This window comes from Nocardia sp. NPDC004260 (assembly GCF_053603155.1).
This window is the reverse complement of sequence record NZ_JBSGEZ010000003.1, coordinates 234,139-252,359: the sequence shown is the minus strand read 5'-3', so window position 1 is coordinate 252,359 and position 18,221 is coordinate 234,139. Positions and strand designations below refer to the sequence as shown.

Sequence of the window (18,221 nt, the reverse complement as noted above, 5' to 3'; positions counted from 1 at the left end):
CCATGGCGACACCTCACGAACCCAAGCAGGACCGCAGCCGAGCCACCCGGCAGCGCCTGCTCGAGGCGACCATCGACTGTCTGGCCGAGATGGGCTGGGCCGCCGCGACGGTCGCGGTCGTCGCCGAACGGGCCGGGGTGTCGCGTGGCGCGGCGCAGCATCACTTTCCCACCAGGGAGGATTTGATCACCGCCGCGCTGGAGTTCATGTTCGACACGCGCAGCGGGCAGGCGGTGCAAGAGGCGTCGTCGCTGGGGGAGCTGGGCGACGGCGTCGGCCGTACGGAGGCGGTGGTGGCGGGGCTGGTCGAGTCGTACACCAGTCCGCTGTTCAAAGCCGCGTTGCAGGTGTGGACGCACGCCGCGGCCGACCCGGTGCTGCGCGAACGCATCGTCCCGCTGGAAGCCCGCTTCGGCCGCGCGTCGCACCGTCGCGCGATCGAGGCCCTCGGCGTGGACGACTCCGATCCGGTCACCCATCACCTGGTCCAGGCGACCCTGGACATGGCGCGCGGCCTGGGGTTGGCCGACGTCCTCACCGACGACTCGGCCCGCCGCAAGCGCATAGTCGAGCAATGGGCGGCCACGCTACACGCCGCTTTGCACGCTCCTCGCTGAGCGGGAGTCCGCGATCGGGTCACTGGGTGCCGGTCTCGGCGCGCTCAGGAGCAGGGCTATCGCGGCGACCATGGCGCCGAGGGTGAGCAGAGCGTAGGAGTTGCCGACCAGGAATTGCACGACGGTCCAATGGAATTCCCGGCCGTTGGTCTGGGGTACGAACCAGATCAGGCCTTGCGGAAGCAGCGGCAGCGTCTGATCCCATGCTCCGATCGAGTCGACTTGCATCGGCCACGCGAAGGCGAACAGTGCGATCGTCGTGACCGCGGCGATGCCTGCCGTCCGCGCCCGTGGGGAGAGCGCGTGCACAGCCCAGACGAGCGCGGGCACCGCCCACACCCAATAGTGCGTCCAGGAGATCGGTGAGCACAGCAGCGTCACACCGGCGGCGAGCAGGACGCCGAGCATCTCCTCTCCCCGCTGGTAGGCGATCCGCGCGGCGGCCAACCCGGCCAGCCCGAGCCCACCGGCGCCGAGGAGCCACAGCACATGACTGTCCCACGTGGTCCATTGCAGGCGGCCGAGCACACCGTTGAGCGACTGATTCTGCACGTACGCGAAGCCGATCCGGTTCTGCGACGCCACAGTCGTGGTCCAGAACTGGATCGCCTCGGTCGGCCGATACCAGAGCCCGGCCGCGACCGTGGCCGCGAACGCGCCCACCGCGACGGCAGCGGCCTTGAATTGGCGTGTGATCACCAGATAGGCGATGAACACCGCGGGCGTCAGCTTGATGCCGGTGGCGATACCGATGAGGATGCCGCGGACTCCAGCGGCGCTTCGGCGTGGCCAGGTCGACCAAGACCATGGCCATCAGGATCATGCTGATCTGCCCGAAGCGGAAGGTCTGCTGCACCGGCTCGAGCCAGAGTGCGGCGCTGCCGACGGCGAGCGTCATCGCAGGCATGCCGAGCCCACGCCGATACCGCATCAGCACAGCGGTGCACCACACGCTGACATACAGGGAGATCAGCGTCGTGACCACCATGCCGGTGCCGATGTAGTCGATCGGGAACCGCGCCAATTCGGCGCAGATCCACGCGGCGAAGACGGGATAGAGAAACGGCAGGAACATCGGGCCGCGAGCGGTGTACAACTGATCCGGGTGTAGGGCGGCGGCCTTGCCGCCCCACATGTAGACCTGCAGATCTATTTGATGCCAGTACATTTCCCAGTTCGGCCGCAAGAACAGCAGCCAGGCCGCCAGGGAGATCGCGGTGAACACGATGGCCGCGCCCAGGGCGAGCGCGGCCCGCGGCGGTCGGCTGCGCGCGGTCGATAGTTCCGTCGCCTGCGCGACAACGACAGTTGTCGCCGGTGCGACAGTTGCCATGAACTTTCCTTCATCAGATGACGATCGATCGGCGGAACCGTTGCCGGACAACATGTTCGGCGCGGTTCCGAAAGCAACGCCGAAACCGTGAGCTCGTCTAACGATACGGCTACTACGAAAGTAGTATTACCATTAGGAAATAACATGTGTCACTTTTGGCCTCCCTGTGTGGGAAGCGCCGCTTACCGGGTCCCGATGTCCTGGTGCATGTGATCGCGCGAATCCGTGGGGGCGCGACAGGCAACTCGCGCCCCTCATGTTCAACGAATTCGCTTAGGGCTCCACCGAACTCGGCGCGCTCACGCGCTGTGACCGATCAGCACAATCCTTGCTGCTCGAGGCGCCCGGAGTCGATGGCGTAGGAGGAGGCTCCGATGGCGGCGCCGATCAGGCCGACGATGATCGCGCCGGGGATCGCGCCGACGAAGAAGACGGGCAGGCCGACCAGCGCGCCGATGGCGGCGCCGATCGCCGCGCCGATTCCCGTGCGCAGTTCGATCGTGTCGCCGGGCGGCAGGCACGCCTTGATGTAGGTCACCTGCGGAGTCTCGCTGGTCGCCGCGGCGATCGGTTCGGTGCGGTCGACGGGCGCGGCCGACGCGGTGGCGGCGAATCCGACGGTGAGCGCGGTTGCGACCAGTGCGCTGACCACCGTCACGGCCAGCTTCGTGAAAGCGTTCAACTGTCTCCCTGAATGTTCGCGGTGGACACATGACCTGATGCGCTCCGGGCTCCGGCTCCGGAATGTGCGCTGTCACGCATCCGATCATCATCGCTGGAGTTTTGCGGTGTGCCAAGGCCTGACGCTCGAATAGCCTGCGCCGGTGCCAACTCCGAGCGCCTTCGGGTCGATGTCACACTCGCCGACGTCGCGTCGTCCTTCCTGTGAACGCGAAACGACGCAGCGACACAAGGAGTGAGGATCATGGTGAAGGCCACGAAGATCGCGGTAGCGGGCGCGACCGGGCGGCTGGGCAGGCACGTGGTGGATGTGCTGAACGAGCAGGGGCACGACGTGGTCGCCTTCTCCCGGGCCGACGGTGTCGACATCGAGACCGGGCGGGGCCTGGTCGATGCGCTGGATGGTGTGCGCGTCGTGATCGACGTTTCCAGCACGCCGTCCCCGGACCGGGAGGTGGCGACGGCCTTCTTCACCGCGGCCGCGCGCAATCTGCACGAAGCGGGACAGAAGGCAGGGGTCGAGCGACTGGTGGTGGCATCGATCATCGGCATCGACGGCACCACCGCCGGATACAACGCGGCCAAGCTGGCCCACGAACGAGCGCTGCTGGAAGGGCCGCTGCCGGTGCAGATCCTGCGTGCGGCGCAGTTCCACGAACTGGTCGAGCTGATGATGGGGTGGGGCACCCAGGGAGACACCGCCTACCTCGCCGGGATGCGCACCCAACTGGTCGCCGCGCGTACCGTCGCCGAGGAACTGGTCCGCCTGGCGCTCGGCCCCGCGCCCGAGACCACCGCGGCTCCATTCCCGGAAATCGCGGGCCCGCAACCGGAAACGATGGCCGGTGCCGCAACCCTGCTCGCCGCCCGTCGCGGCGCACCCGCACACGTCGTCGAGGTGAGCGACCAGGACAATCCCGATCGTGAGGTGTTCGAAAACGGTGGACTCCTCCCTGGCCCGCACGCCAAGCTCGCAGGCCCGACGTTCGCCGAGTGGGTCGAGTCCGTCCGGTAGCCACGCGAAGACGTCGAAAACGCGGTCCGCACCGGCGCCGAGGTATGACGCCGGTGCGGATGCGGTGTTCAGCGAGTGCAGAGGAATGCGCTGAACAGTGGAAGGCGATGCGGCTCCGAGGGATGCAGGGCGACAGGGCCGCATCGCGTGGTTTCAGTGGGCAGCGGTCAGGTCGTACAAGGTGACCCCGTCCACCTGGACGGCGGTGAAGTTCTCCTCGACCCACTGCGAGATCTGCGCACTGGGAGAGGAACTGGATGAACCGGGCCCGCCGCGGCCGCCGCCGACGAAGTAGTGGATCTTCCCTTCGGCGACATACCGCTGGAACTGCTCCAGCGTCGGCGAGGGGTCACTGCCGTTGAAGCCGCCGATCGGCATCACCGGGAGTTCGGTGGCCAACTGCAAGCCCGCGGCGCTGTTCGAGCCGATGGCCGCGGCCACCCAGGTGTAGTCGCCGCCGTTCTGCTCGAGCAGGGACACGATCCGCGCGCTCGGTTCGCTCGCCCCGAGGAGGCCGCCCATCCCACCGCCGCCATTGGGACCGGGACCGCCGTCTCCGGGCATACCGCCCGTTCCCTGCGGGAACACGGTGCCGTCCGGTGCCTGCTCGCCGGGCGCGGTGCCTTGCGGCGCGGTACCGGGCGGGAAACCCGGCGGTGTCCCCGCGCCGTCAGGAGCTTGCCCGTCGGGCGGGAAGCCTGGCGGCGTACCCGCGCCGCCGGGGGCCTGCCCGTTGGGCGTGGTGCCCTGGCGTCCGCCGCTCGGTGTCCGGCCGCCGGGCGCGTTGCCCTGCGGTCCGGAGCCCGGAAGTCGGCTGCCCGGCTGAGGAATTCGGCCGTCCGGTGCCGTACCCGGCGAACCTCCGTCCGGCGGTGTGCCACCCGGTGCTTGCGCGGCGCCGTCGCGGCCCGTGCTCGTTCCGTTCTGCATGCGGCGACCCATGCCGGGCATGCCTTCGCCCCACGGTGGCCGCCCGCGCATCGCGACGTTCGGCCCCGCCGAAGGAATCGAACCGGCGTGTGGCGTCGCGATGGTGTCGACGGCATAGGCGACAGGCCCGGCCAGGAAGGTGAACGCGACCGCCAGCGCCGACACCGCGGCCGGCTTGCGGGGCGCGGGAACGACCACGGCGAGTGTCGCGAGCACGCCGACGACCAGCACCGTCCAGCGCAGCCACGACTGCCATTCCGGACTGCGCGACAACAGCATCCACGCGGTCGCCGTGGTGAGACCCACCGCGAGTGCCGACGCCAGCCGCACCCACGGCCGATGCCGCCCTCGCCACGCCAGGACCGCGCCCGCGCCGACCAGCGCGGCGACGGCCGGAGCCAGGGCGACGGTGTAGTACTGGTGGAAGATGCCCGCCATGAAGCTGAACACCAGCCCGGTCGCCAGCAGCCATCCGCCCCAGAGGACGAGCGAAGCGCGCTGCCGGTCGGTGCGAGCCGCTCTGCCGCGCAGGAGGATCCCGACGACCAGCGCGACCAGCGCGGCGGGGATCAACCACGCGATCTGACCGCCCTGTGCCGGTTCGAACATCCGCGTGATGCCGGTTTCCCCCCACATGCCGTTGCCGCCCGGCGGCAGCTCACCGCCGCCCGGTACGACACTGCCGCGCTCGTTGCCGTTGAGCCGGCCGAGCCCGTTGTAGCCGAGGGTGAGTTCCAGGATGGAGTTTTGGTGCGAGCCGCCGATCCACGGACGGGACGAGGCGGGCCACAACTCCACCGCGAGCAGCCACCAGCCCGCGGCCACCACCATCGCGGCCCCGGCCGCGAAGAGTTGCAGGACGCGCTTGCCGAGCTTCGGCGGGCCCGCGAGCAGATAGGTCAGCGCGAGCGCCGGAACCACCAGCAGCACCTGCAGTTGCTTGGTGAGGAAGCCGAATCCGATCAGCGCGCCGGTCAGTACCAGCCACCGCCAGCGGCCGTCCTCCACCGCCCGGGTCATCGCCAAGGCGGCGGCGACCATCAAGAACACCAAGAGCGCTTCGGGATTGTTGAAGCGGAACATCAACGCCGCGACCGGCGTCACCGCCAGCGCCAACCCGGCGAGCAATCCGGCCGCGGGCCCGAACGGCCTGCGCACCGTCGCCCACAGCAGTGCCACGCTCGCCACGCCGAGCAGTACCTCCGGCACCAGGATGCTCCAGCTGCCCAGCCCGAAGGCCCGCACCGAAAGCTCCATCAACCACAGCGAGGCGGGTGGCTTGTCCACGGTGATCGAATTGGCCGCGTCGGAAGACCCGAAGAAGAACGCCTTCCACGACACCGAGCCCGCCTGCACCGCGGCGGAATAGAACGAATTCGCCCACCCATTGGCGCTCAGGTTGCACAGATAGGCCACCGCCGTGCCGAGCAGCAGCGCCGCCAGCGCCGGAAACTCCCAGTTCCGTTCGGCCCGGGGCCGCGGTTCGGCCGCGACCGGTTGCGCGGTCAGAGTCGCCGTCATCGACGAACCTCCGCGGCGCGCCCCGATGCGTTCGACGCACGATCGCCTCCGCTGTCGCGGAACACCCAGCGCAGCCCGACGAACCGCAGCAGCGTCGCCACCAGGTTCGCCGCCACCAGGACGAACAGTTCCAGATGCACCGAGGAGTCCGGCGCCCACCGATGCAGCGCGAACAACGAACCGCTGGTGAGCGCCAGCCCGATGCCGAAGATCACCAAACCTTGGAACTGGTGCGACACGGCCCCGTTCGAGCCGCGCACGCCGAAGGTGAAGGCCCGGTTGGCCGCCGTGTTGCCCACCGCCGTGATCAGCAGGGCGGCGAAGTTCGCCACTTGCGCGCCGGTCAATGGTTGCAGCGCCACGTAGAGCAGCAGGTAGGCCAGCGTGCTCAACACACCGACGATCGCGAACCGCACCAGCTGACCCACCATGCCCAGCGGCACGCCGGGCACCAGCGGTTCCCGGCCCACCGAGCGGCGCAGTTCCTCCAGCGGCAGCGCGCCGGTCGCCAGCGCCCGACCCAGCCGCCAGATGCCGAGCAGGTCCTTGCGGGCGGTGTCGATGATGTCGACGCGGCTGTCCGGGTCATCGATCCAGTCCACCGGGACCTCGTGAATCCGCACACCCGCGCGCTCGGCGAGCACCAGCAATTCGGTGTCGAAGAACCATTCCCCGTCGTGCACCAGCGGCAGCAGGCGGCGCGCCACCTCGGTGCGCATCGCCTTGAAGCCGCACTGCGCGTCGGAGAAGTGCGCGCGCAGCGAGGCCTTCAGCAGCAGGTTGTAGCAGCGCGAGATGATCTCGCGCTTGGGTCCGCGCACAACGCGGGACGCGGCGTCGAGCCGGGTGCCGATGGCCAGGTCCGAATGCCCGGTGATCAGCGGCGCGACCAGCGGGAGCAAGGCGTTCAGGTCGGTGGACAGGTCGACGTCCATGTAGGCGACCACCTGCGCGTCCGAGTGTTCCCACACCGCGCGCAGCGCCCGACCGCGCCCCTTGGCGGACAGATGGACGACGCGCACATCGTCCAATTCCTCCGCGAGCAGCTGGGCGACCTGGAGCGTGGCGTCGGTGCTCGCGTTGTCGGCGACCGTGATGCGCGCCGGGAACGGGAAGCCCTCGCGCAGGTAGGCGTGCAGTCTGCGCACGCACACGCCGAGGTCGGTCTCTTCGTTGTAGACGGGTATCACCACGTCCAGCACGGGCGCGCCCGTGGTCTCGGTCCGTTCCGTCGCCGCGACGGTGGAAGTCTCGGTCATGCGAACCAGACTCGACGGCCACACTGCCACCGCGCTGGGCCTCAGCTGTGAGGTTCCTGGTAGCTCGGGATCGCCGGGTGAATGCCCGGCGGACGTCCGGTTATCGGTGCTGCTCGGTGCAGGTAGCATCCGGATTCGTGATGCTGCGCGGCCGGACGGAAGACGACCAGCCGCCGAAACGCGTGGACGCCCGCACCGAGCGCTGGCGCGAGCATCGCAGAAAGGTGCGCGAGGAATTCGTGGACGCGGCGTTCCGCGCCCTCGACAAATTCGGTCCCGCCGTCAGCATGGGCGACATCGCCAAGGAGGCGGGCGCGGCCAAACCGAAGCTGTATCGCCATTTCGAAGACAAGACCGACCTCTACAACGCGATCGTGGACCGGGTTCGCGACCTGCTCTGGGAACAGGTCATGACCAGCTTCGACCTCACCGGCGACTCGGCCGGTGACCTGGTGCGCCGCGCCGCGTCCGAATACGTGCTGGTGGTGTCGCGGCAGCCGAACGTCTTCCGGTTCATGCTGCACAGCCACTTCACGCAACGGTCCGACGACGCCGATCGCGTGCTGCAATCGGCCAGGCAGTCCGCCCGGCGCGCCGCCGAGTTGTTCGCAGGCGTCGTGGACGACGAGTCGGTGCGGGTCGAAAACGTGCAGTTGGTGATCTATTCGATCTTCGGCGCGGTGGCCTCGGCCACCGATTGGTGGCCGGGAGTGAACCGGCTGGAGCCGCCCGCCATGACGGCCGAGCAGTTCGCCGACTATCTGAGCGAGACCATCTTCGCGCTGGTGGCGGCGAGCGCTCGGCTGCACGGCATCGCCATCGCGGCCGATCGTCCGCTGCATCTTGCCGTTTTCACGTTGTGACCGGAGCGCCCCCCGGGCCGGGCGCCGAGGTCGTGCCGCGTCCACGCCGAACGTCGTTGTTCCGATCGCCTCGCCGTTGAAGCCATCCGTGTCGGCGACGTCTTCAGTATCGCAGCGCCCACCGACAAGAAATGGCGCCGATCAGCTCCGGTGCAACCGCCACAGCGGGGACACCGGCCCATGGCCCGCGCCGAGATCGTAGGACGCTGCCAAGCAACGGTAGGTCCACTCCTTGGCGAACTCGACCGCTTCGGGCACCGGACAGCCGTGGGCGAGTGCGCAGGTGATCGCGGCGGCCAGCGTGTCGCCGCCGCCGTGGTCGTTGCCGGTCGCGATGCGCGGCGCGGTGAACTCGAGGAATTGCTCGCCGTCGAACAGCAGGTCGGTGCTGTATTCGGAGGAACGCAGGTGCCCGCCCTTGACGATCGCCCACCGCGGTCCCAGCTTGTGCAGCGCCTCGGCCGCGCGCCGCGCCGAATCGTCGTCCGCTACCTCGATGCCCGTGAGCAGGCGGACCTCGTCCAGGTTCGGCGTCACCACGGTCGCGAGCGGAATCAGGGTGCTGCGCAGCGCGTCCAACGCTTCGGCGTGCAGCAGCGGGTCGCCGTGCATGGAGGCCGCCACCGGATCGACGACCAGCGGAATCTCGCCATCGCGGCCGATGCCGACCTCCCGGCACACCTCCGCGACCGCCTCGATGATCGCGGTCGAGGCCAGCATGCCGGTCTTCGCGGCGCCGACCCCGATGTCCCCGGCGACCGAGCGCACCTGAGCGGCCACGACCTGCGGCGGAATCTCGTGGAAACCGCTGACGCCCACCGTGTTCTGCACGGTCACCGCCGCGACCGCGACCAGGGCGTGCACGCCGCACAGCGCCATGGTGCGGGTATCGGCTTGAATTCCGGCGCCTCCGCCGGAATCGGTACCGGCAATGGTGAGCGCCCGGACGGGGGTCTGCCCCTCGGCGGGCAATGGCAGCAATTTCACGACCCAAACCCTACGGCGACGTCGTTCTCCCGCTACGAGCAACCGGACCCGCCCGTAGAGATAAAATGAAAATCGTTATCATTAACGTCATGGACTCCGATCTGCTTCCCGTCACCGTGCTGTCCGGCTTCCTCGGTGCGGGCAAGACGACGCTGCTCAACCACATCCTCGCCAACCGGGAGGGCCGCCGGGTCGCGGTGATCGTCAACGACATGAGTGAGGTGAACATCGACGCCGCGCTGGTCGCGGGCCAAGGCCACCTCGACCGCACCGAAGAGAAGCTGGTCGAACTGACCAACGGCTGCATCTGTTGCACCCTGCGCGAGGACCTGATCGAGGCGGTGGCCCGGCTCGCCCGCGAGGGCCGGTTCGATCAGCTGGTGATCGAGTCCACCGGCATCTCCGAGCCGATGCCGGTGGCCGCGACCTTCGACTGGGAGTTCGAGGACGGGTTCCGGCTCGGCGACGTCGCCCGGCTGGACACCATGGTGACCGTGGTCGACGCCTCGACCTTCCTCGCGGAAGTGGCGCGCGGCCAAGCGCTGGCCGAGCGGAATCCGGAAGCGGGCGAGGGCGACGCGCGCACCATCGCCGACCTGCTGGTGGATCAGGCCGAGTTCGCCGACGTCGTGCTGGTCAACAAGACCGACCTGGTCGGCGTCGCGGCGGCGGGCGCGGTGGAGGCCACGGTGCGCAGGCTCAATCCGCGCGCTCACGTGCTGCGCACCAGCAACGGTGTGGTCGACCTGCGCGAGGTGCTCGACACCGGCCGCTACAACCCGCTGGTCGCCGCGGCGGCCGAAGGGTGGGCGGAGGAACTCGCAGGCGGCCACACGCCGGAGACCGAGGAGTACGGCATCCGCAGCCTCACCTACACCGCCGATCGGCCGTTCCATCCACTGCGCCTTTCCGGCGCGCTGGAGCGGTTGCGCGGTCTGTTGCGCAGCAAGGGATTCTGCTGGATCGCGAGCCGTTCGACGCTGGCCGCGGTGTGGTCGCAAGCGGGACCGAACCTGGTTTTCGAACCCGCCGCCTGGTGGTCGTCGCTGGAGGTGCCGCCGGGGCAGGAGATCGTGTTCATCGGGATCGGGCTGGACTGCGAGAAGGTGCGTGCACTGCTGGACGGCGCCCTGCTCACCGAGGCGGAGTTCGCCGAGGGACCGGGTGCGTGGGCGGAGTATCCCGATCCGTTCCCGGCCTGGGGCGAACCGCACGAGCACGCATGAGGTGCGTCGGCCCACGCTCCAGGCGTGGGCCGCTTTCGTGCCGCCGCATGGCGCGCTCAGTTCGAGATGCCCGGCGCCTGGCGCAGGTAGGTGGTGTCGGTCAGTTGCTCGATCATGAAGTCGGCGATGTCGGCGCGGGAGATCTTCAGGGTGAGTCCGGGCTCGTCCGCCGGGAACCCGCGCCGGTAGCTGCCGGTGGCCGGTCCGTCGGTGAACGCGCTCGGCCGCACGATCGTCCAATCCAGGTCGCTGGCCAGGACGTACTCCTCCTGCTCGACGTGGTCGGCATAGGCCGGGCGCAGCAGCAACCCGAACATCACGTACTTCCACAGGAAGTTCAGGTTGCCCTTGCTGTCGCCCACACCGAGCGTCGTCTGGCAGATCAGCCGTTTCACGCCCGTCCGCCGCATCGCTTCGATGATCGCTTTGGTGCCGCCCGCCCGGACCACGCCCTTGCGGCCGTTGCCGAGCGAGACCAGCACCGCGTCCTGTCCCTCCACCGCGCGCTGCACCGAATTCGTGTCCAGCACATCGCCTTCCACGACGCGCAGCCGCTCGTGCCGCTGCGTGACGCTCGTGGCGCTGCGGGTGAAGGCCGTCACCTCGTGACCCTCCCGCAACGCCTGCTCGACGACGAGACGACCGACGGTACCGGTGGCTCCGAAGACCGCGATTCGCATGGTTTCTCTCCTTGTTCGAAAGCTGTTGTGCTGTTGATGAATCCAGTACATCAGCGGGAATCGAGACGAACCATGGCCGCGACTCTCGATGCCATAAGCGACTGTCTCAGCGCAGCTTCGCGAAGAACTCCGTGATCTCCTCCGTCATGAGCGCGGGCGCCACATGGTGCAGGTAGTGGGTGAACACATCGTGCGTGCGCCACGAGACGATGTTGTGATCGCGCTCGGCGAAGCGCCGGATGCCGTGGAAATCGCCGGAGGAGCCGCACAGCGCGAGCGGAACCGTGCTCGGCGCGGTGGGGTGCTCGGCCTTGTCCTTCTCGAAGTAGTGCCGGATCGCCGAGCCCGCGGTGCCGGTGAGCCAGTGGATCGCGATATTGGTCAGCACGAAGTCGTCGTCCAGATCCGGGCCGAGCAGTTGGCCGTTCCAGCCGACCAATCCGGCGGGCGAATCCGTGATCGCGTGCGCCAGCGTCTGCGGCTGCTGGGATTGCAGCACGTTGAAGCCCATCTTGTTCTTCACGAACCAGTCCAGGGTGGCCAGCGACCGCTGCTCGTCCTCGTCGAGATCGGCCAGTTCGGCCGGGTCGCCGGACGGGAAGGAGTACACCTGCGCGACGTGCACGCCGACGACGTTCTCCGGAGCCACCCGCCCGAGTTCCGGCGAGATCTGCGATCCACCGTCGTTGCCCACCGCGCCGTAGCGGGCGTAGCCGAGCCGCCGCATCAGCTCCGCCCAGGCGCGGGCGATGCGGGCGTCGTTCCAGCCCGCCTCGGTGGTGGGGCCGGAGAAGCCGTACCCCGGGACCGAGGGGATCACCAGATCGAATCCGGCCGTGGTGAGCGGCTCGATGATGCCGACGAACTCGACGAAGGTGCCGGGCCAGCCGTGCGTGAGGATCAGCGGAAAGGCGTCCTCTCGTGCGGATTTCACGTGCAGGAAGTGGATGTTCTGGCCGTCGATCTCGGTGGTGAACTGCGGGTAGGCGTTCAGCGCGTTCTCGACCGCGCGCCAGTCGAACCCGTCGCGCCAGTAATCGACCAGGTGGCGCACGCGCTCGACGCTCACCCCGTAGGTGTCGCCCGAACCCGGGATCTGCTGAGCCCACCGGGTACGTGCGAGCCGGTCGCGCAAATCGTCCAGCTCGGCCTGGTCGATGTCGATGCGGAAGGGGGTGATCGCGGTCATGTCGGGCTCCTTGTTGAAACGGAATACTCTGTTCTGTTCCAACAGTAACAGAACAGAGTATTCCGTTTCAAGTGCTACGCTGAATCCATGCCGAGAACATCCGACGCCCCAGCTCAGAAGGGTTTGCCCGGCCGCAAGGCGCAGGCGGCCCGCAACGACGGCTTGATCCTGGAGGCCGCCCGCGTGGTCTTCCTCGCCGACGCGACGGCCCCGATCTCCGCCGTCGCCGAACGCGCGGGCGTCGGGATCAGCGCGCTCTACCGCCGCTATCCGAGCAAGGAGGTGCTGCTGCGCACGCTCTGCCATGACGGCCTGCGCCGATATAACGCGGAAGCCGAAGCGGCGCTGGAGGATTCGGACGGATGGCGCGGACTCGTCGGCTTCTTGGAGCGCGTGGTGGACGCGGACGTGCATTCCCTCGCCGTGCACCTCGCGGGCACGTTCACCCCCGACGAATCGATCCTCCCCGACGTCCTGCGCTCCGGCGAGGCGACCGAGGAACTCGTGCGCCGCGCCCACGCCACCGGCAAGCTGCGTCCCGACGTCACCCCGCAGGATCTCGGCCTGATCCTGGAATCTTGCGCGGCGGTCGCGGTGCCCGACCCCGAGCGCACGGTCCAGTTGCGCCGCCGCGTGCTCGCGATGCTCGTCGCCGGGCTGAGCTCCGACGGCGAACTCCCCGGCCCACCGCCCGCGCCGGACGAGTTCTCTTGGCGGTGGGCACGGCGATGAATTTCCCGGGGTGAACCGGTCCGAACTGGTACGAATACCGCAGTCCGCCGAAAGGAAGTGCCGTGAACTGGACACTCGAGGTCGTGATCGTGCCCGTGTCGGACATCGACCGAGCCAAGCAGTTCTACGCGGAGCAACTCGGCTTCGCCGTCGACCACGACACGAAGATCGCCGAGGACGTGCGCATAGTGCAGCTCACCCCGCCCGGCTCGGGCTGCTCGATCGTGATCGGCCGAGGCGCGGTGCCGGACATGCGCCCCGGATCCCAACGAGGCCTCCAACTGGTAGTCAACGACCTGCGCAAAGCCCATGAGGAACTGACCTCCCGAGGCGTCGAACTCACCGAAATCCAAGTCCTCGGCGAAAATCCGACCCCCACGCCCGACCCCTTGGACAACGTCGGATTCTTCTTCACCGACCCGGATGGCAACGGCTGGAGTGTCCAACAGATCTCGACCCGTCCGTGACCTGATTTCGACCGGCGATGCGGCGCTCGTTCTCCGGCAGCGCCTCCTGCCCGACCGCCTCCCTAGTTCTTGCGGGTCAGGACGTTGATGCCGCGAAGTCCCGGCATGCGGGGCAATCACGCACGATCGGATGCGAGCACTCCAAGACATGGTCGAGGTAGTTGGCGGTCTGTGCGAGTTGGGCGCGTTGCCGGTTGATTGCCTCGCGCTGCTCGGCGACCAGCTGTCGGCGTTGTCTGCGGTCACCATTGAGCAGGCGAGCGATCACGTCGAGCGGCATGCCCGCCTGTTGGCACTTGAGGGCGATGGATAGTGCATCCAGTGATTGCGCGTCGTAACGTCGAGCCCCGGCCGCTGTGCGATGCGGGGTGACGATTCCCACGGTTTCCCAATGTCTCAGAAGGTGGGTCGATACCCCGAGGTGCTCGGCGGCGTCACCGATGCTCAGTAGTTCCTTGGGCACGGGACCATTGTCGTTGACTTCGTGTCGACACGAACTTCTAGCATCTGGTGAGTGCAAATCCATGAAATCAACTGCGGAACCCTCAACGTCCCCGGCGGCGAGGCTGTCTTCGGCGTTCCTCATTTCATCTGCCGTTGCCTGCTCATCGAGGTGGACGACCGCCTGGTCGCTGTCGACACAGGTATCGGCCACAAGGACATCGAGTCTCCCGAGGAACGTTTGGGGCAGGACTGGCTGAGGCGCGTCAACCCGGCGCTGGACCCAAGCGAGACCCTGCTGGCCCAGGTGAAGGCGTTGGGGCGCAATCCGCGCGATCTATCCGACGTGGTCCTCACCCACCACCACCGCGACCACGTCGGCGGCCTGGCCGACTTCCCGTGGGTGCGCGTGCACGCCAGCCCCGCGTGTCGCGCCGTAGTCGACGAGGGCAAGGACCGAGTCCTCCCCGCACAGTGGTCCCATGGGGTGCTGTGGGCTCCGACACCGAAGCCGGCTGCCGATTGGCGGGGGTTTTCCACCTGGACGCTGGAAGACATTCCGGAATCGGTCCGGCTGGTCGCTCTGCCCGGCCACTCGCCGGGCCACGCCGGCGTAGTGATCGCCGACCCGAACGCCGGTCAGGAACTTCTGCACGTCGGTGACGCGATCCACCACCACGCCCAACTCGCTTGCACCGCACCCGCGGCGGTCGAGGCGTTCGCCGCGTCTACGCAGCACGATGAAGTAGCAAGACTGCACACGCAGCGGCTGCTGGCCGAACTGGCCGCAGAGGGGTCGGTTCGGCTCGTCAATGCACACGACCCGGGTATCGCGGCGGTGGGCGACTGAGGTGGTTCCCCAGCCGCCAGCCCACTGCCACCAAGGCTGGTCACATAATCGCGATCGCCCTTGGCGCGGATCGTTCCTCGATCGGCGGTATGAAGAAGTCGGCTCCCTGCTCAACAGCGGAACTGGCGATTTCGAGTAACCTGTCCCGACTCGCTGTCATGACGGCGACACCTCCCGAGCGCTGGACCACATCGTCTCGAAGACTCGGCATATAGTCCCCGACGAACGCGCGCGGCGGAGGGGACGATGAGTCAGCCGGTCAGCGCGGATATTGTGCGAATCCGCCATCGCATCTGTGGCGAACAGCCAGGTGAAATCTCGCTCGATGTCGCGAGGATCATTCTGACGCAGCATGCCGGGCACGGTGGCGACTGTTTGCAGTTCCTCGGCGCGCTGAAACGAGCTTCGAGAGTGTGCGGATGAAGTACCGCCGGACGCCCGACCGGCAACTTCTGACGCTTATCGACCAGCGCCGAGAGCGATAGTCGGTCCGTCCATGTTCTCGACCCGTCCGTAACGGCGGCGGCGACGAACGCCGAGTGGGGTCTGCCTCGGTTATCGGTTGCCGAGGAAGAGGGTTTGCGTGCTGCGGCCCAAGGGGCCCTTTTCGTCGTAGAGCGCCGATTCGGCCATGCCTATGCCATGGGGTTGGGGGTAGGTGACGGCGTCGAGGCAGACCCATTCGCCTGCGGGCTGGCGGTGCAGGGTGACCGTCAGGTCGGTGTTGATGAACAAGTACTTCGACCAGTCCAGGACCGCGCTGACGCCGTTGCCGGAGTCCGCGGCCGCGAGGGTGCGCTCCAGTGGGCTCGGATCGGTTCCGGCGACGATCGGGTGCTTGATCCTGATCCAGCAGATCGCCGGGCCGGGCTCGGCGAAGGAACCGCTGACGAAGCGGTAATCGATGGCGGTGTGGAAGCCGATCGGCTGGGTGGACGGGAATGGCTCGGGCGCGTCCGCCTGCTCCGGGCCAGGGCGGGTGCCGGTCGGCGAGAAGTGGTTCGGCAGTGGCAATTCCGGCTCGGCCAGCTTGAATCGCCAGGCATTCGCCCGCATCACCGGCCCGCGCTCGGTGGACAGCGTCGCTTCGATGAGTTCGACGCTGCGGCCGGGACGTACGACGCGCGCCCGGGCGGTGAGCGGTTCCAGCGGCACCGGGCCGAGGATCTCGACGGCGACCCGGCCGACCTGGAACCCGGGCCGTGGCTCGCACCGCTCGATCACGTGCCCGAGCAGCGCCGACGGTGGACCGGCGTGCTGGGCGTCCGGCGACCAGGGGCCACGGGTGAACTCGGTGGAGATGAATCGGTCCGGCCGGTCGGGATCGGGTAGGTAGAAGGCGTCAGTCATGACCGTGCCTCGCCCGCGCCCGGCTGAGTGCGGGCCTGCGCGCCGTGTCCTCGGTTGCTTCGCTGACGCTCGCTCACGTCGCTGTCCATCCTTCGGGCCGATCGGTCGCTTGCACAACGACGGTAACCCGCCCCGGAACGGGCTCGGGATCAGACCCGGCCGAACGCGAGCGCGACGTTGTGCCCGCCGAAACCGAACGAGTTGTTCAGTGCGAAATCGATGTGTTGAGTACGCGGCGAGCCCGAGACGATGTCGAGATCGATCTCCGGATCGAGGTTGTCGAGGTTCAACGTCGGCGGGACGACCTGATCGCGCAGGGTGAGCATGGTGACCAGCGATTCCAACGCGCCGACCGCCCCGATCGAGTGACCGAGCGCGGATTTCGGAGCGTAGACCGAGGCGTCGGGCACGACGGAGGTGATCGCGTTGGCCTCCGAGGCGTCGCCGATGGAGGTCGACGTGGCGTGGGCGTTCACATGCTGGATGTCCGAAGCGCGCAGTCCCGCGGTCTCGATGGCCTTGCGCATCGCGCGGGCCGCGCCGAGCCCCTCCGGTTCGGAGGCGACGATGTGATAGGCGTCGGACGTGATGCCCGCGCCGAGTACCCGCCCGTACACGGTCGCGCCGCGCGCGCGTGCGTGCCGCTCGGACTCGAGCACCAGCAGCGCGCCGGCCTCGCCGAAGACGAACCCGTCGCGATCCCGGTCGAACGGGCGGGACGCGCGTTCGGGTTCGTCGTTGCGGGTGCTCATGGCGCGCATCATGGCGAAGCTCGCGATGGGCACGGCGTCGATGTGTCCTTCGACCCCGCCCGCCACCACTACGTCCGCCTCGCCGGTGGTGATCAGCCGCCAGGCGTGCGCGATCGCCTCCGAACCCGACGAGCACGCCGAGACCGGAGCGAAAACGCCTGCTCTGGCCCCGATCTCGAGCCCCACGGTGGCGGCCGGACCGTTCGGCATCACCATCGGCACCGACATCGGCGACACCTTGCGGTAGCCACCGGCGCGCATCGCGTCGACCGCGGAGATCAGCGCGTCACCACCGCCGAGCCCGGTGCCGATCGCCACCGCCAAGCGTTCGCCGTCCACCTCGGGCGCGCCCGCCGCGCGCCAGACCCGGCGGCCGAGCACCAGCGCCATCTGCTCGACGTAGGAATGTCTGCGCTGTTCGACCCGGCTCAGTTCCGCGCCGGGTTGTGACTGCAACTTGCCGCCGATGCGGACCGGCAGGTCGTACTCGGCCACGAAATCGTCCTCGAGCGCACCGATCCCGCTGTGCCCCGCCAGCAATTCGGACCAGGTCGTGTCCATGTCGTCGGCCAGCGACGTGGTCGCCGCGTATCCGGTGACCACGACCGAATCCCGAGTTTCTGAAGCGATTGTTACAGTCACGATGTCATGAATACCTGTACCGATCGCTACAGTCAACTCATGGCCCGCCCCCTCGACCACGTCAAACGCGCCGAACTGCTCGCCGCCGTCGTGCGCTACATCGCCGATCACGGCCTCGCGGACCTGTCGCTGCGCCCGCTGGCCGCCGAACTCGGCACCAGCTCGCGCATGCTGATCTACTACTTCACGACCAAGGAGGAGTTGCTGGTCCAGGCGCTGGCGACGCAGCGACCCGACATCGCGGCCGTATTCGCCGACATCGGCGACGCTTCGGACCTGCGCGAGCGGCTGTGGGACTTCTGGACCGCCAACGCCGCGGGCGACGGCCGCACGAGCGTCCGGGTGATGCTCCAGGTGCTCGGCGCGGCCTGTGCACCACGCAGTCCGTATGCCGATTACGCCAACTCGGCCATCGCCGTCTTCGTATCGGCGCTGGCCGACGGACTGCGCGGCCTCGATTCCGTCGATGACCCGGAAGTCGTCGCCACGCTTCTGATTTCGGGCCTGCGCGGCATTTTGCAGGACCGGCTGATCACCGGCGAGGTCGAGCGCACCGATCGCGCGGCCCGCCGCTTGATCGAACAGACGGTGCGCTGAACTTTCTCAGCGGCGTCCGGGCGCGGGTGCGGCCGGTGAGGGTGGCCGCGCGTTCGACTCGCTGTGTGACGAGAGCGCGGTGATCATGA

Annotated in this window: 18 protein-coding genes and 2 pseudogenes; 9 read left to right on the top strand and 11 right to left on the bottom strand. The window is 68.2% G+C overall.

The window, feature by feature from the left end:
* Window positions 1-2: 2 nt before the first annotated feature.
* Complete coding sequence (locus ACWEO7_RS04185; protein WP_355071605.1) at window positions 3-617, top strand: TetR/AcrR family transcriptional regulator; 615 nt, start codon at window positions 3-5, stop codon at window positions 615-617.
* Here the strand turns inward: ACWEO7_RS04185 and ACWEO7_RS04180 are convergent.
* The 3 genes and pseudogenes from ACWEO7_RS04180 to ACWEO7_RS04170 form a co-directional block, all read right to left on the bottom strand.
* Window positions 588-1,397, bottom strand: a pseudogene (locus tag ACWEO7_RS04180) (glycosyltransferase 87 family protein); the annotation flags it as partial. The gene ACWEO7_RS04185 and the pseudogene ACWEO7_RS04180 sit on opposite strands and share 30 nt — an antisense overlap.
* A 73-nt stretch (window positions 1,398-1,470) precedes the next feature.
* Window positions 1,471-1,692, bottom strand: a pseudogene (locus ACWEO7_RS04175) (hypothetical protein); the annotation flags it as partial.
* 574 nt (window positions 1,693-2,266) lie between these two features.
* Window positions 2,267-2,632: a hypothetical protein gene (locus tag ACWEO7_RS04170; protein WP_452420616.1), complete on the bottom strand. Its 366-nt coding sequence runs from the start codon at window positions 2,630-2,632 to the stop codon at window positions 2,267-2,269.
* A gap of 243 nt (window positions 2,633-2,875) precedes the next feature.
* On the opposite strand from ACWEO7_RS04170, the gene ACWEO7_RS04165 reads away from it, so the two are divergent.
* The gene (locus tag ACWEO7_RS04165) at window positions 2,876-3,646 is read left to right on the top strand and encodes an SDR family oxidoreductase (RefSeq protein WP_452420614.1); all 771 of its coding nucleotides are present in this window, start codon (window positions 2,876-2,878) and stop codon (window positions 3,644-3,646) included.
* Window positions 3,647-3,799: 153 nt separating this feature from the next.
* On the opposite strand, the gene ACWEO7_RS04160 is transcribed toward ACWEO7_RS04165, so the two are convergent.
* Entirely contained in the window at window positions 3,800-6,097 is a 2,298-nt protein-coding gene (locus ACWEO7_RS04160) for a glycosyltransferase family 39 protein (protein WP_452420613.1), read from the bottom strand.
* Window positions 6,094-7,356: a glycosyltransferase gene (locus tag ACWEO7_RS04155; RefSeq protein ID WP_452420611.1), complete on the bottom strand. Its 1,263-nt coding sequence runs from the start codon at window positions 7,354-7,356 to the stop codon at window positions 6,094-6,096. Before ACWEO7_RS04155 ends, ACWEO7_RS04160 begins: the two co-directional genes overlap by 4 nt.
* A gap of 116 nt (window positions 7,357-7,472) precedes the next feature.
* Between ACWEO7_RS04155 and ACWEO7_RS04150 the strand changes: the two genes are divergently transcribed.
* Entirely contained in the window at window positions 7,473-8,219 is a 747-nt protein-coding gene (locus ACWEO7_RS04150) for a TetR/AcrR family transcriptional regulator (RefSeq protein WP_452420609.1), read from the top strand.
* Window positions 8,220-8,360: 141 nt separating this feature from the next.
* On the opposite strand, the gene thiD is transcribed toward ACWEO7_RS04150, so the two are convergent.
* Complete coding sequence (gene thiD, locus ACWEO7_RS04145) at window positions 8,361-9,206, bottom strand: bifunctional hydroxymethylpyrimidine kinase/phosphomethylpyrimidine kinase (RefSeq protein WP_452420608.1); 846 nt, start codon at window positions 9,204-9,206, stop codon at window positions 8,361-8,363.
* Between the two features lie 89 nt (window positions 9,207-9,295).
* Between thiD and ACWEO7_RS04140 the strand changes: the two genes are divergently transcribed.
* Window positions 9,296-10,432 (top strand): GTP-binding protein, encoded by a 1,137-nt coding sequence (locus ACWEO7_RS04140; protein WP_452420606.1) that lies wholly within the window; start codon window positions 9,296-9,298, stop codon window positions 10,430-10,432.
* A gap of 56 nt (window positions 10,433-10,488) precedes the next feature.
* Here the strand turns inward: ACWEO7_RS04140 and ACWEO7_RS04135 are convergent, their stop codons facing one another.
* Both ACWEO7_RS04135 and ACWEO7_RS04130 read right to left on the bottom strand, forming a co-directional pair.
* Window positions 10,489-11,112, bottom strand: a complete 624-nt coding sequence (locus ACWEO7_RS04135) for an NAD(P)-dependent oxidoreductase (protein ID WP_452420604.1) — start codon at window positions 11,110-11,112, stop codon at window positions 10,489-10,491.
* A gap of 106 nt (window positions 11,113-11,218) precedes the next feature.
* Complete coding sequence (locus ACWEO7_RS04130; RefSeq protein WP_452420602.1) at window positions 11,219-12,301, bottom strand: epoxide hydrolase family protein; 1,083 nt, start codon at window positions 12,299-12,301, stop codon at window positions 11,219-11,221.
* Window positions 12,302-12,388: 87 nt separating this feature from the next.
* On the opposite strand from ACWEO7_RS04130, the gene ACWEO7_RS04125 reads away from it, so the two are divergent.
* Both ACWEO7_RS04125 and ACWEO7_RS04120 read left to right on the top strand, forming a co-directional pair.
* On the top strand, window positions 12,389-13,033 hold the full coding sequence (locus ACWEO7_RS04125; protein ID WP_452420599.1) for a TetR/AcrR family transcriptional regulator: 645 nt from the start codon (window positions 12,389-12,391) through the stop codon (window positions 13,031-13,033).
* Between the two features lie 62 nt (window positions 13,034-13,095).
* Window positions 13,096-13,500 carry a VOC family protein gene (locus ACWEO7_RS04120; RefSeq protein ID WP_452420597.1) on the top strand — a complete coding sequence of 135 codons (405 nt, stop codon included), beginning with the start codon at window positions 13,096-13,098 and terminating at the stop codon, window positions 13,498-13,500.
* A gap of 76 nt (window positions 13,501-13,576) precedes the next feature.
* Here the strand turns inward: ACWEO7_RS04120 and ACWEO7_RS04115 are convergent, their stop codons facing one another.
* A complete protein-coding gene (locus ACWEO7_RS04115; RefSeq protein ID WP_452420594.1) occupies window positions 13,577-13,963 on the bottom strand; it encodes a MerR family transcriptional regulator in 387 nt (128 codons plus the stop codon).
* 51 nt (window positions 13,964-14,014) lie between these two features.
* On the opposite strand from ACWEO7_RS04115, the gene ACWEO7_RS04110 reads away from it, so the two are divergent.
* Both ACWEO7_RS04110 and ACWEO7_RS04105 read left to right on the top strand, forming a co-directional pair.
* Window positions 14,015-14,791 (top strand): MBL fold metallo-hydrolase, encoded by a 777-nt coding sequence (locus ACWEO7_RS04110; protein ID WP_452420592.1) that lies wholly within the window; start codon window positions 14,015-14,017, stop codon window positions 14,789-14,791.
* A 246-nt stretch (window positions 14,792-15,037) separates the two neighbouring features.
* A complete protein-coding gene (locus ACWEO7_RS04105; protein WP_452420591.1) occupies window positions 15,038-15,214 on the top strand; it encodes a hypothetical protein in 177 nt (58 codons plus the stop codon).
* A gap of 132 nt (window positions 15,215-15,346) precedes the next feature.
* Here ACWEO7_RS04105 and ACWEO7_RS04100 read toward each other — a convergent pair whose 3' ends face one another.
* Together ACWEO7_RS04100 and ACWEO7_RS04095 are read right to left on the bottom strand one after the other, a co-directional pair.
* Window positions 15,347-16,141, bottom strand: coding sequence for a thioesterase family protein (locus ACWEO7_RS04100; RefSeq protein WP_452420589.1), 795 nt, complete (start codon window positions 16,139-16,141; stop codon window positions 15,347-15,349).
* A 149-nt stretch (window positions 16,142-16,290) separates the two neighbouring features.
* Window positions 16,291-17,535, bottom strand: coding sequence for a KasA/KasB family beta-ketoacyl-ACP synthase (locus tag ACWEO7_RS04095; protein WP_452420644.1), 1,245 nt, complete (start codon window positions 17,533-17,535; stop codon window positions 16,291-16,293).
* 39 nt (window positions 17,536-17,574) lie between these two features.
* On the opposite strand from ACWEO7_RS04095, the gene ACWEO7_RS04090 reads away from it, so the two are divergent.
* Window positions 17,575-18,132, top strand: a complete 558-nt coding sequence (locus ACWEO7_RS04090; RefSeq protein ID WP_452420587.1) for a TetR/AcrR family transcriptional regulator — start codon at window positions 17,575-17,577, stop codon at window positions 18,130-18,132.
* The last annotated feature ends 89 nt before the right edge of the window (window positions 18,133-18,221 follow it).

Coding starts and splice junctions, on each gene's coding strand:
- ACWEO7_RS04185 (WP_355071605.1), top strand. CDS start 3: ATGGCGACACCTCACGAACCCAAGCAGGACCGCAGCCGAGCCACCCGG.
- ACWEO7_RS04165 (WP_452420614.1), top strand. CDS start 2,876: ATGGTGAAGGCCACGAAGATCGCGGTAGCGGGCGCGACCGGGCGGCTG.
- ACWEO7_RS04160 (WP_452420613.1), bottom strand. CDS start 6,097: ATGACGGCGACTCTGACCGCGCAACCGGTCGCGGCCGAACCGCGGCCC.
- ACWEO7_RS04155 (WP_452420611.1), bottom strand. CDS start 7,356: ATGACCGAGACTTCCACCGTCGCGGCGACGGAACGGACCGAGACCACG.
- ACWEO7_RS04140 (WP_452420606.1), top strand. CDS start 9,296: ATGGACTCCGATCTGCTTCCCGTCACCGTGCTGTCCGGCTTCCTCGGT.
- ACWEO7_RS04135 (WP_452420604.1), bottom strand. CDS start 11,112: ATGCGAATCGCGGTCTTCGGAGCCACCGGTACCGTCGGTCGTCTCGTC.
- ACWEO7_RS04130 (WP_452420602.1), bottom strand. CDS start 12,301: ATGACCGCGATCACCCCCTTCCGCATCGACATCGACCAGGCCGAGCTG.
- ACWEO7_RS04125 (WP_452420599.1), top strand. CDS start 12,389: ATGCCGAGAACATCCGACGCCCCAGCTCAGAAGGGTTTGCCCGGCCGC.
- ACWEO7_RS04105 (WP_452420591.1), top strand. CDS start 15,038: ATGAGTCAGCCGGTCAGCGCGGATATTGTGCGAATCCGCCATCGCATC.
- ACWEO7_RS04100 (WP_452420589.1), bottom strand. CDS start 16,141: ATGACTGACGCCTTCTACCTACCCGATCCCGACCGGCCGGACCGATTC.
- ACWEO7_RS04090 (WP_452420587.1), top strand. CDS start 17,575: ATGGCCCGCCCCCTCGACCACGTCAAACGCGCCGAACTGCTCGCCGCC.